Source organism: Acetomicrobium mobile, assembly GCF_937920065.1.
On record NZ_CALETC010000036.1, the window covers coordinates 1 to 12,747 of the forward strand.

The 12,747-nt window shown below is 44.3% G+C and carries 13 protein-coding genes; all 13 read left to right on the top strand.

Annotated features, from left to right (window positions below):
• Positions 1-900 (top strand): methylmalonyl Co-A mutase-associated GTPase MeaB (meaB, locus tag Q7P41_RS01570; protein WP_303881629.1); only part of this gene is annotated, 900 nt, incomplete at its 5' end.
• Positions 901-904: 4 nt separating this feature from the next.
• Positions 905-2,002, top strand: coding sequence for a uracil phosphoribosyltransferase (upp, locus tag Q7P41_RS01575; RefSeq protein WP_303881630.1), 1,098 nt, complete (start codon positions 905-907; stop codon positions 2,000-2,002).
• Positions 1,971-2,894: a glycosyltransferase family 4 protein gene (locus Q7P41_RS01580; protein ID WP_303881631.1), complete on the top strand. Its 924-nt coding sequence runs from the start codon at positions 1,971-1,973 to the stop codon at positions 2,892-2,894. The genes upp and Q7P41_RS01580 overlap by 32 nt, the downstream gene beginning before the upstream one ends.
• A 45-nt stretch (positions 2,895-2,939) precedes the next feature.
• Positions 2,940-4,082 (top strand): non-hydrolyzing UDP-N-acetylglucosamine 2-epimerase, encoded by a 1,143-nt coding sequence (gene wecB / locus Q7P41_RS01585; protein WP_303881632.1) that lies wholly within the window; start codon positions 2,940-2,942, stop codon positions 4,080-4,082.
• Between the two features lie 6 nt (positions 4,083-4,088).
• Positions 4,089-5,384, top strand: coding sequence for a UDP-N-acetylglucosamine 1-carboxyvinyltransferase (murA, locus tag Q7P41_RS01590; RefSeq protein WP_303881633.1), 1,296 nt, complete (start codon positions 4,089-4,091; stop codon positions 5,382-5,384).
• Between the two features lie 28 nt (positions 5,385-5,412).
• A complete protein-coding gene (gene hisC, locus Q7P41_RS01595) occupies positions 5,413-6,522 on the top strand; it encodes a histidinol-phosphate transaminase (protein ID WP_303881634.1) in 1,110 nt (369 codons plus the stop codon).
• Positions 6,512-7,351 carry a hypothetical protein gene (locus tag Q7P41_RS01600; RefSeq protein WP_303881636.1) on the top strand — a complete coding sequence of 280 codons (840 nt, stop codon included), beginning with the start codon at positions 6,512-6,514 and terminating at the stop codon, positions 7,349-7,351. Before hisC ends, Q7P41_RS01600 begins: the two co-directional genes overlap by 11 nt.
• Positions 7,344-7,982, top strand: coding sequence for a uracil-DNA glycosylase family protein (locus tag Q7P41_RS01605; protein ID WP_303881645.1), 639 nt, complete (start codon positions 7,344-7,346; stop codon positions 7,980-7,982). Before Q7P41_RS01600 ends, Q7P41_RS01605 begins: the two co-directional genes overlap by 8 nt.
• Positions 7,949-8,674, top strand: a complete 726-nt coding sequence (locus tag Q7P41_RS01610) for an isoprenyl transferase (protein ID WP_303881637.1) — start codon at positions 7,949-7,951, stop codon at positions 8,672-8,674. Before Q7P41_RS01605 ends, Q7P41_RS01610 begins: the two co-directional genes overlap by 34 nt.
• A 5-nt stretch (positions 8,675-8,679) precedes the next feature.
• Positions 8,680-9,483 (top strand): phosphatidate cytidylyltransferase, encoded by an 804-nt coding sequence (locus tag Q7P41_RS01615; RefSeq protein ID WP_303881639.1) that lies wholly within the window; start codon positions 8,680-8,682, stop codon positions 9,481-9,483.
• Complete coding sequence (gene dxr / locus Q7P41_RS01620) at positions 9,480-10,646, top strand: 1-deoxy-D-xylulose-5-phosphate reductoisomerase (protein ID WP_303881640.1); 1,167 nt, start codon at positions 9,480-9,482, stop codon at positions 10,644-10,646. The genes Q7P41_RS01615 and dxr overlap by 4 nt, the downstream gene beginning before the upstream one ends.
• Before the next feature lie 6 nt (positions 10,647-10,652).
• On the top strand, positions 10,653-11,690 hold the full coding sequence (locus Q7P41_RS01625; protein WP_303881642.1) for an RIP metalloprotease: 1,038 nt from the start codon (positions 10,653-10,655) through the stop codon (positions 11,688-11,690).
• A gap of 5 nt (positions 11,691-11,695) precedes the next feature.
• Complete coding sequence (ispG, locus tag Q7P41_RS01630) at positions 11,696-12,742, top strand: (E)-4-hydroxy-3-methylbut-2-enyl-diphosphate synthase (protein ID WP_303881644.1); 1,047 nt, start codon at positions 11,696-11,698, stop codon at positions 12,740-12,742.
• Positions 12,743-12,747 lie beyond the last annotated feature (5 nt).

Here is a 12,747-nt window from a genome sequence, read left to right on the forward strand (position 1 = left end):
GCAATAGCAAGGTTAATTTCATTGGTTGAGAACGAGTCATCCTTTGCGAGTCAGATAATGAAGGAGCTATATGCGTACACTGGGAATGCCCACATTATAGGGATAACGGGAAGCCCGGGAGCCGGAAAAAGCACTCTTTTAGATAAGTTAATTAGCAGTTTCAAAAAACTTGGCAAAAAAATAGGCGTCATAGCCGTAGACCCAACAAGCCCTTTCAGTGGTGGTGCAATTTTGGGCGATAGACTCAGGATGCAAAGTCATGCATTGGATCCAGACGTATTCATAAGAAGCATGGGTACTCGGGGGTCACTTGGAGGACTGAGCAGGGCTGCATACGAAGCTGCTATGATATTAGACGCCTGTGGCAAGGATGTAATATTTATCGAAACAGTGGGCGTGGGCCAGTCTGAAGTGGACATAGTGAAAATTGCCGATACTGTTTGTTTACTCCTCGTTCCCGGCATGGGCGATGATGTTCAGATAATGAAGGCGGGTATAATGGAGATAGCTGATGTATTCGTCATTAACAAGGCAGATCGCGAGGGTGCCGATAGACTAGTTGCTGAAGTCAACGTTATGCTAGATCTCTGCGGGAGCATGGCGTGGAGGCCCCCGGTAATTGAAACCATCGCCGAGAGCGGCGAAGGGATAGAAGAACTTTCTAAGGCTTTGTTGGACCATAAAAAATACTTATCTGAAAGTGCCGAAGGCAAAAAGAGGTTCACAACAAGAATAAAGATGGAAGTCGAAGAAATTTTAAAGCGAGAGATAGCAAAGATAGTGGAAGAAAAGTGGAAAGAATGCTGCGATGAGGATTTGATAGATGCACTATCTGCCCGAAGGATCGACCCTTACACGGTAGCTGGCAAAATTCTGAGCGATATATTTTCGAGGGGGTAGTAAGGTGAAGGCCGTTCTTGGAGCTGATCATGCCGGCTGCGTTTTAAAAAATGCAGCCAAACAATACCTAATTCAAAAGCAAATAGAAGTATTGGATTTGGGGACCGATTCCGATAAAGAACCTGTTGATTATCCTGATATCGGAATAAAGGCGGCGAAGATGGTAGCCAACGGAGAGTGTGACCGCGGCATTCTGTCATGTGGCACCGGCATAGGAATGTCGATTGCAGCAAACAAGGTTCGCGGTGCATATGCCGCTCTTTGTACCAACACTTACATGGCGAAGATGAGTCGACTCCATAACAATGCCAATATCTTGGTATTGGGGGGCAGAGTCATGAATATCGATGAAGCTTTACAGATCATAGATGTTTGGCTTGAAACGCCCTTTAAAGGAGGCAGGCATGCCAGGCGCATTGAAAAGATAAAAGCATATGAAGATAAGGTTTTCTTAAGCAATATAAATAATTCAAATGGACGGGTAGTAATCATAGATCATCCCCTGGTACAACACAAATTGGGGATTATACGAAACGCTCAAACCAGTGTCAAGGAATTCAGAGAGCTAGTAGAAGAAATTGCCGGATTGATGGTGTACGAGATAACCAGACATCTACCCGTAGAGAAAATTGAGGTAGAAACGCCATTGGCAAAGGCACATGCCAAGACTATTGCTGGTAAGAAGTTGGCAGTTATTCCCCTCCTGCGAGCAGGACTTGGAATGATTCAAGGTATACTAAAACTTATCCCCAATGCCAAGGTAGGACACATAGGAGTTTACAGAGACGCAGTAACGCTACAGCCTGTTGAATATTACTGCAAATTGCCCGGAGACATAGAAGAAAGGGATATTTTCATCGTCGATCCAATGCTCGCCACGGGAGGTTCCTCTACTTTGGCTATAGATTTGATAAAAAGACGAGGTGGAAAGAAAATTACTTTGGTATGCTTGTTAGCTGCTCCCGAAGGGCTAAAAAGAGTGCAGGATACACACCCTGACGTCGACATTTACATGGCCGCGCTAGATGACCATCTGGACGAACATGGCTACATAGTGCCCGGATTGGGAGATGCCGGCGATCGACTATTTGGAACTAAATGACAAGATCATGATCGAGATGGGAATCTCAATGCTTTTTGCTTTCATATGGGGATGGGCGGCGACAAAGATCGCCGTACCAATTTCTATACGATATGACATTATCGACATGCCCGAGAAAAGAAAGCTCCACAGCGAGGCCACCCCCAGAGGAGGGGGTATTGTGCTTTGGAGCGGATTGCTTTTATTTATCCTTTTATGTCACGGTCGTATCGACGTCAATCTTACGCTCTTTGCGTGGTGCGCAAGTGCAATATTTATGGTTGGATATTTGGACGACATGAAAAGTTTGTCACCAATCTTGAGGCTCACCTTGCATTTGCTTGCCTCAACTATAGTTTTGATCCCCTTGTATAAAAACGGAAACCTGCCCCTTTGGGGTTGGCTTGTTGCATCGATATGGATAGCTGCCATGATAAGCGCTTATAATATGATCGACGGCATGAATGGCTTGGCACTTTGCATTTTCGCCATAAGTTCATGTATCTTTCTTTATACTTTTAAAAGCATCTTTTGGGCTTTTGGGATTGGAATTACACTTGGCATATTACCGTGGAATTACCCGAAGGCGAAGACATTTCTGGGAGACGGTGGAAGCACGTTACTCGGATTTACTCACTCTTGCTTGCTCTTGTATTGTCTTTTTGAATCCAATGCTTTGACAAAATCTTTCATTTCCTTTTGTGTATTTTTAGCTTTAGCAGGTGGGATCCCATTTTTAGATATGTCTTTTGCCGTACTCCGTAGGATCGCAAAGGGTATTTCCCCATTTTCTCCAGACAAAGAACACATACATCATCGCCTTGTTCGAAGAGGTTTATATCCTTTTATGGTGTTGGTTTTTATGGTGTCTTTTCATGCGATATTGATTACTCTGAGTTTGAAGATTTTTTAAGCTGTTCTATCCTGCAAGATTATTATGACAGCTGGAGGTCATCTTATGTCAACGATTTGTTGTATAATAGGCACTCGTCCCGAAGCTATAAAAATGGCTCCGGTGATACTAAAGTTAAAGGAGCGAGGACTGCCCTGTTTCGTGTTGGCCACTGGCCAGCATACCGACCTTTTAACCCAGGCATTAAAAACTTTTAACATAACCCCTGATTGCAACCTTTCTATCATGAAGAAAAAACAAAGCCTGGACTATATCACGTCTGCTGTATTGACAAAGGTGGGATGTGTACTGGATGAAATAAAACCCGAAATCGTGCTGGTGCATGGAGATACCACTACTACATTCGCATCGGCCTTAGCTTCTTTTTACAGGAAAATTAAAGTGGGTCATGTAGAAGCGGGGCTTAGAAGTGGTAATCTGTACCTTCCCTTCCCCGAGGAGGCCAACAGAGTTATGGTCGATAAACTTGCTACCTTTTGGTTTGCTCCTACTGAAATGGCAAAAAGCAACCTCATACAAGAAGGCTGCGACCCAACAAGGATTTGGGTAACCGGTAACACCGTGGTAGACGCCTTAATGATGGTCAAAAAACTGAACAAGGATCCCGAATTTTTAAAGGAGAAATTGCCCCTTGACGTTCCGCTCTTGCTAGTAACGGTTCACAGAAGGGAATCTTGGGGCAAGCCCCTTGAGGCGGTCTGCAAGGCTATAATGGAAATAGTGAAGCTTATCCCCGACCTTTGGGTTATAATACCCATGCACAAAAATCCACTCGTCAGAGAAACTTGGCAAGAACATTTGAGCTACCATCCCAGGGTCATTTTGTGCGATGCCTTAGAGTATGATGATTTCGTCTGGGTTATGGATAAAAGTACCCTGATATTGACCGATAGCGGCGGTATTCAAGAAGAGGCTACCACTTTAAAAAAACCAGTTTTAATTTTAAGAGATGTCACCGAAAGGCCAGAGGCCATAAGTGCAGGAACTGCCTTGCTCGCCGGAAGACAACCGTCAAACATCGTCGAGCTTGCACTTAAGATCTTGCAGGATGACGAATTCAAAACAAAGCTTTTGTCCAAGGCAAGTTTTCCCTTCGGCGAGGGAAAGGCTGCCGATATCATCGTCAATATATTGAGTAAACATATACATATAAAGGCAAACACAAACAAGCCTTGTTCTAGGGAGTGAGAGAAGATGAAAGCAGGCTTAGAGTCTGGTCTTATAACGATAAAAGGGGGAAGACCTTTAAAGGGAGAGGTGATAGCTCAGGGGTCAAAAAATGCTACACTGCCCATTATGGCTGCTTCTCTTCTTTTGTACAACGGAAAGATTAGCCTCCGTAACGTACCAAAACTGTTAGATGTACATACCATGAGTGAGCTTCTCATGTGTTTAGGTGCCAAAGTCGATCGTGATGATCACACCATGACCATTGAGATACAAGACGAGCTTGCTTGGGAGATGCCTCCTTCGCTCGTAAGAAAGATGAGAGCCTCCTCCTTGGTATTGGGCCCGCTTCTTGCCCGTTGCGGCAAAGTAATATTGCCGCTTCCAGGGGGCTGTGCCATTGGCAGCAGGCCCATGGATCTTCACTTTAAAGGTCTTTCCAAGATGGGAGCTCAAATAACACTGGACAAAGGTGCTGTAATAGCGAAGGCAAACAAACTTGTGGGAACTAGAATTTATCTGGACTTCCCATCTGTAGGAGCGACCGAAAACCTACTCATGGCGGCCGCATTAGCCGATGGTGAAACTCTGATTGAAAATGCTGCCAGGGAACCAGAAATAGACAACTTAGTCAGAGCTCTTAGAAAAATGGGAGCTGTTATAGAGGGAGAAGGAACAGGTATATTGCGCATCAAAGGCAAAAAAGAATTGAATCCTGCCTCTATAACCATAATACCAGATCGCATCGAGGCTGCCACATATCTTTTGGCTGGCGTGATAACGCATGGTGATGTTGCAATCAGGGGAGTAATACCTGAACACCTAAACGCACTGCTAGCTAAGCTAGACGAGGCTGGCATTGAAGTAATAAATAACGGAAATGTCCTGCGCGTGCTTAACCCTGGACGACCTAATGGCATAACCCTTAAGACCATGCCTTATCCCGGTTTTTCCACGGATTTACAGCCGCAGATGATGGCGCTTCTTTCCCTTGCAGATGGGACAAGCATAATACATGAAACCATATTTGAAGCTCGCTTCCTGCACGCAAGTGAGCTTCAAAAGATGGGCGCTCAAATTGAACTTCAGGGCAATACCGCGATAGTCCATGGTCAAGAAAATTTGATCGGGGCCGAGGTCTACGCTACAGACTTACGAGGAGGCGCTGCCCTTGTTTTGGCAGGCTTAGCGGCGGAGGGCGAAACTATTATTTACAATGTCGAACATCTCAAAAGAGGTTACGAAAATATGGTCGAGAAATTAACCCTTATAGGCGCACAGATTGACGAAAGAGCAGCAGAAGTCACGAAGGAAGATATATAATTAAAGACCAACGGCGGGAGATGTAAACATGTGGATAGATACTTTCATTCGTAAGTCAATAATGAACGTTGAGCCTTATAAACCGGGAAAATCAATAGGTGAGCTAAAGAGAGAATTGGGTTTGACTCATGTAGTTAGACTCTGTTCCAATGAAAACCCTTGGCCTCTTCCCAGTAGCGTCATTGAAGCCATAGAAGAAGCATCCTGTGAGGTTAACCGCTATCCCGATGCCGAAGCTTACTCGCTAAGAAAGGCTATCGCGAAGAAATTAGGAGTTTCTATACAAGAGGTGATTGTTGGAACTGGCACCGAAGGAGTAACTTTTGCGCTTTTTCAGGCGTTGCTCGAAGAAGACGACGAGGTCGTGATCGCAAAGCCAAGTTACACGCTTTATAAACTAGCCGCATTAGCTCGTGGAAGTACTTGCATAGAAGTTCCCGTGGATCAAGACTTGAGGATAAGCGTAACTGACCTAATGGATGCCTGTACCAGCAAAACTAAACTGCTAATTTTATGCGACCCAAACAATCCAACGGGACTTTTCCTACCACGCTACGATCTCATGACACTTTCGGCTTTCTTAAATAAACATAACATTTTATTAGTCGTCGATGAAGCCTATGCAGAATTTGTGACTGATCCTGAATATCTTTGTGGAATAGAACTGTTTCATCAGATTGGCAATGTTTTGATATTGCGGACATTCTCTAAGATATATGGACTAGCTGGTTTAAGAGTAGGGTATGGTATCGTTCCAAAGCCCATTACAGAGGCATACGCCAAGGTGAGAAGAGTATTCGATGTTAACTCAATAGCACAAGCAGCGGCTATTGCCGCTTTAAAAGAAGATGACTATATCGAGGAAATCAGAGACAAAACATTACTCGAGAAGGAAAAGGTTACTAGAGCTCTTATTAATATGGGGGCAAAGGTAAGGGAAACTGTTACCAACTTTATTTTAATAAAGGTGGATGATGAACGTAAGATGTATGAGGCGTTACTGAGAGAAGGAATAATAGTGCGCCCCGCAAGCGACTTAGGCTTAGATGGTTACCTGAGAGTATCCATCGGGTTGCCCGAAGAAAACGAGCAGTTCGTAGGTATTTTTAGAAAGTTGATGATGCGACTTGACAACTGACTTTAAGGTCATTGCCTTCGTAGGTCCCGCAGGCACTGGCAAAAGCCAGAGGACACACTTTATAGCAAGGCAATTTGGGGCAAATTACATCATAGACGATGGTCTTTTAATCAAAGATGGGAAGATCGTTTGCGGAAAGAGCGCTAAGACCGAACAAAATCAGGTAAGGGCCATCAGAAGGGCCCTTTTTGAGTTTCCAGATCACAGAATCCAAGTTAAAAAAGTTCTTGAAAAAGCGGCACCTTGCACGATCTTGGTGGTTGCAACCTCTACGGATATGGCCCTTAAAATATGCAAGCGACTATCGCTTCCGGAGCCTGAACGATATATTTATATAGAAGAAGTTGCCACGCGAGAAGAAATAGAACAAGCTCTGAGGGAACGTCACGTTAAAAAACAACATGTCATACCAGTGGCTTACGTGCAAGTTAGGCGCAATTTCGCCGGCAAAGTTGTAGGTCGCCTTAAAACGTTTTGGTCTGCTTATGTGCGGGGTGGAGCAGATGAAGCAGAAAAGACGATTGTAAGGCCACCATTTAGCTATTACGGCGAAGTTGAGATAGGCCCTTATGCCATCGAGCAAATCGCCAGGCACGTAGCTTCTCTGGACTCTCAAGTGGTTGAAGTCAAAAGCGTCAGGGTAAAGACCGAAGATGAGGGGATGGTCTCGATTAGCGTCTCGCTGACCGTGAGAACAGGTAGATATACCTTTCTAGAAGTAGGTGCTAAGGTTCAACGAAGGATTTTTATCGTCTTGCCTCTTTTGACCGGCTTGGACATGGGCGAAATAAACGTGCTGATCGAGGGATGGAGGGAAAATGATGGCTAAAATACTTCATTTTTTAACTGAAAATGAGATAGCTCAAAAAATAGATGAGACGTGGGAGACGCTAGAAGAAAAGGTTAAAGGGTGCGAGAAATGTCCCCTTTGCAAAAGCAGGACGCAAAGTGTCTTCGGAGAAGGTGCAAAAAAGACCGAACTTATGTTCGTTGGAGAGGGTCCTGGTGCCGATGAAGACATGCAAGGGCTACCTTTTGTAGGACGCGCAGGTCAATTGTTAAGCCAAATCCTAACCGCTGCGGGCATTGAAAGAGAAGAGGTATACATAACAAACGTAATAAAGTGTAGGCCACCCCAGAATAGAGTTCCTTCGGTGGAGGAATGCTCTGCCTGCAACGATTATTTGTTTGCTCAAATTTCACTTGTCCAACCCAAAATTTTGGTCACCTTGGGAAATACGCCAACCAAGTGGTTGCTCAAAACTACCCACGAAGGGATCACACAGCTAAGGGGTAAGTGGTTTGATTGGTATGGAATTAAACTTATGCCCATGTTTCACCCAAGTTACTTGCTCAGAAACCAATCGCGAAAGGTCGGAAGCCCCAGACATTTGACCTGGCAGGACATACAGGAGGTAAAGGCTCAGTGGGACAAAGTAAGGAGAATAAGGGAGAAGTAGTGCCCGCTCACGTTGCCATCATCATGGATGGCAACGGAAGATGGGCGAGACAAAAACGACTGCCCAGGATAATCGGGCATTACGCAGGCGTTAAAGCTGTGGAAAAGACCGTAATTGCGGCGCTCGAGTTGGGCGTAAAACACATCTCACTTTTTGCCTTTTCCACCGAAAACTGGAAACGTCCGAAAGGCGAGATTTATGGGCTATTTGGTCTATTTCGATATTTCATAAGGTGTAAAATTAAAAAACTTAAAGAGGAAAATATACGTCTGCGCTTTTCAGGACGCATAGACTTTTTGCCGGACGACTTAAAAGATCTAGTTAAATGGGCAGAAGGCGAAACAAAGGAAGGAAATAGACTGGATCTTGTAGTATGTCTAAATTATGGAGGTAGGCAAGAAATAATAGATGCCGTTAACAGAATTTTGGAGGCAAGTCCAAAGGATAACGACAAAGCAAAGGGGATAAATGAGGAGGATTTTAGAGGCTATCTTTATCTTCCTGATTTACCTGATCCAGACTTAATCATCAGGACCAGTGGAGAAAAGAGGCTAAGCAACTTTTGGCTTTGGCAATCCTCTTACAGTGAGCTATACTTCACCGATGTCCTTTGGCCTGATTTTAATGAAGAGGAGTTACGCAAAGCCATCGAGGAATATCAGAGTAGAGAAAGACGATACGGAGGGATTTGACCTTCATGAGCGAACTGCAAATTCGCACAATTAGTGGCGCCATCATAGTAATTTGCATACTTGGCGGAGTTTACATGGGTGATCGTCTCTGGTTTATTTTATCTTCAATCATAGCTCTGGCATCCCTGTGGGAATACTACAACCTCTTTTCCCGTTTTAGCCACGTATCAAAGGGTGTCGGTCTGATAGTGGGCGCAGTGATAATCTACCTGGCTTTCAGGGGACAATCCTTTTTGACCATAACCGTCTTGTTAGTTTTACAATCTTATGTTACTTTAGCTATTGAAATATTCAGGAGAACATCACATGGTAAGAGTTCCGCTTTGTTAAACATGAGCGGTATATCAAGCGGGCTCATATTTATAGTATTCCCATGGTCGTTTTTGGTAATACTGAGACAAAGACCCTTCGGCGGAAAGTTGTTACTTTCCCTATTCCTTTGTACTTGGAGTTGTGACGTGCTTGCCTATTTGATCGGAAGGAAGTTCGGCAAAACCCCCTTCGCGCGCAATATCAGCCCCAAAAAGACTTTGGAGGGTTTTGCAGGCGGCCTTGTGGGAAGTCTCTTTTGTGCCGTGATTCTTTCGTTTTGCCTAAAAATACCGCCACTTCCATGGATATTGATGGGTGCTTTGGTCGGAGTTGGCGGCCAAATAGGTGATTTATACGAGTCTTTATTTAAAAGGGAAGTGGGCGTAAAAAACAGTGGCACTCTAATCCCTGGACATGGAGGATTCTTGGATAGGTTCGACAGCATACTCATTAACTCTACGCTGATATTTTTGGTTTTTGAGGTGATATTGAGTTGAACAAAAAGAGATTAGCCATCATTGGAGCCACTGGATCTATTGGAAGAGCTGCCCTTGACATATGCAGGACGTTTCCGGAGATTTTCAAGGTCATGGCGTTGGCAGTCAAATCAAACTTAAAGGGACTAAAAAAACTAGAAGAGGAATTTCATCCGGAATTGTTGGTCGTTTTCGACAAATCCGCTGCATCAAGCTACATCCCCTTTTACGAGGACGTAAAGGTTTTAGCAGGGCAAGAAGGATTAATGCAGCTGGTTCAAGAAGAACTTGACCATATTGCATTTGCATCTTCCGGAACCGAAGCTATATTTGCCTTGGCAGCGGCGCTTAAAAAAGGAATCGAGGTCTCTTTGGCCAATAAAGAAAGTTTGATAGTTGGCGGACCTTGGATAATGAAAATGACTAGCTTTCCCGATCAAATTCGCCCTATTGACAGTGAACACAGTGCGATTTGGCAGTGCCTTTTGGGCGAAGAAGGAAATGAAATCGAAGAAATTATCCTAACGGCATCTGGTGGACCCTTTTTACATTCAAGTTATGAAGAAATGAAAAACACATCCCCTAAAAATGCATTAAAACATCCCACCTGGAGCATGGGGGCCAAAATCACCGTCGATAGCGCTACCTTACTTAATAAGGGATTCGAAATCATTGAGGCCTGTTATCTTTTTTCTATGCCACTTGAAAAGGTAAAAGCCATAATTCAGCCTACCTCATTGATTCACGGTTGCGTGCGATTTTGCGATGGCAGTACAAAATTACTTTTGAGCAAACCGGATATGAGAATCCCTATATCCTTTGCCTTGTCCTATCCTAAGCGCCTGAAGATGGGCCCTGCCTTTTATCATCCGCGAATTACCAAGTGTGACTTGGATTTTTTGGAAATAGACGAAAGTAAATTCCCCTGCTACACTTTGGCAAGGAAAGCCTTACAAATGGGCAATGCCTATCCGCCAATTGTAGTAGGTGCAGACGAAATTGCGGTGGAAGCCTTTTTGACAGGGAAGATATCTATAGTAGATATTTCCCCCCTATTGGAAAAGACGCTTTTATCTTACAATGGACCGTCGGATATAAACAGCTTAGAAGAAGCTATTTCTCTCGTGGATTTCGGTCGTTGCGAAGCAAGAAAACTGTGCCGCCTCTTTAGTGAAAGGAGATAGAGCTTTATGTTTGCCTTAGTTTCTTTCATAATAGTAATAGGAGTATGCGTTGTTTCCCACGAGTTTGGCCATTTTCTTTCAGCAAAGTTATTAGGCGTTCAAGTACTCGAGTTCGCCTTTGGCATGGGACCGGCCATATTCAAAAAAAGGGGGAAAGAGACGCTCTGGTCCATCAGAATCTTTCCAATAGGAGGTTTCGTCAGGCTAGCCGGCATGGGCGAAGCCCTGGACGACGAAATCGAGGATCCGCAAAGAAGCTTTAACGCCCAAAGCGCATGGCGCAGGTGGTTTATACTGGCCGCCGGTTCCATAACCAACGTCGTGCTAGCCATAATAATTGCCACCTTTTTTTTGTGGGGACATGGCGTGCTCGATATGGAACATGCAAGGATTGGCGAACTTATGCCAGGCTACCCTGCTGAATCTCTGGGTCTTCGTCCTGGTGACGTAATTTCATCAGTAAACGATAAAAAAGTAACAACATGGCTTGAGATGGCTTCTACTTTAAGAACTTATGCTGACAAGCCCCTGACGATTGTCGTAGAGCGCCCAGATGTAGGGCAGCTGGTATTTGAAGACGTAACCCTTAAACTGGACCCCACCACAGGTACCTATATTTTGGGCATCAGACCCGCACAGATCAGATACGAAGGTTTTTCTGCTTTCAAGTATTCATTAAAATATCTATGGGAAATGACCAAAAACATATTTAGTTCACTTGTCATGTGGATATTTGGCGGTCAAAAGATCTACGTGACCGGTCCTGTGGGAATCGCTGAGATGGCTGGAGAGGCCGCAAGAAGTGGTTTATGGACTTTTTTATTCTTTCTTGGAATAATAAACCTCAATCTGGGATTATTCAACCTAATACCGTTCCCTGCACTTGATGGCGGAAGGCTGCTTTTTGTCACTGTAGAAATGATATTCCGCAGAAAGGTGCCCGAATACATCGAACAAAAGGTCCATTTTATCGGGATGGTTGTATTGCTTGCTCTCATTGCCCTTATTACATGGCAGGACATAGCCAGGATCTTCAGTAGGTGATTTAGGTGTTGACTCAAAGGAAAACTGTAACTATTGAAACTCTTACAATAGGTGGAAATTCTCCTGTAAGGGTGGAAAGCATGTTAAAAACGCCCCTAGCAAACATCGAGGCTTGCAGGCAAGAAATAGATACACTAAAAGAAGAGGGATGCGAGCTAGTTCGTGTAGCTTTTCCCGACATGACTTGCCTTGAACCTTTAAAGGAGATTTTAAATATTTCAACGATACCAATAATGGCGGACATTCATTTCAATGTCGATCTAGCTAAGGCAGCTTTGTGGGCCGGGTGCAAAGCAATCCGAATAAACCCTGGCAATATGCCGAAAGATGGACTTGCCGACTTAATAAGCATAGCAAGAGAAAGAAAAGCAGTAATAAGAATTGGATCTAACAGCGGTTCGATAAATAACTTTCAATTGGCGCGAGCTAAGGGAAATAGGGCAAAGGCACTTTTTTTGGCAGTAGAAGAACAGCTAAAAATTCTTGAAAATATGGGATTCGAAGATATTATAATTTCGAGCAAATCGACATCGATAGGCGAAACGATCGATGCAAATCTGCTGCTTGCAAAACATTTTCCCCAATATCCTGTCCACATCGGAATAACAGAGGCAGGAGCTCTGCCCGAAGGGCTCATAAAATCAGCCGCCGGTCTGGCCTTGCTTTTGGCTCAAGGCATTGGCGATACGCTTAGGATCAGTTTGTCCGCGCCGGCTTCAGAAGAAGTTAAAGCAGGATATGCCCTGCTTCGGTCCTTGAGACTCAGAAAAAAAGGAGTGGAGATAATATCTTGTCCCACTTGCGGGAGGCGACGCTTGGACGTACCAAAGGTAGTAGATGAAATAAGGCCTTTGATAAAAGATTTGCCCGATGGCACGGTGGTAGCCGTGATGGGATGCGAGGTGAACGGTCCAAGGGAGGCCATGGAAGCAGATATAGGGATCGCCGGGGCGCCCGATGGGATCATTATCTTCAAAAAGGGTGAGGTCATAAAGCATTTGGCCAAGGATGACCTAAGAAAGATTGATCTGTTTTTTAAAGAATTATTGTAAACCAT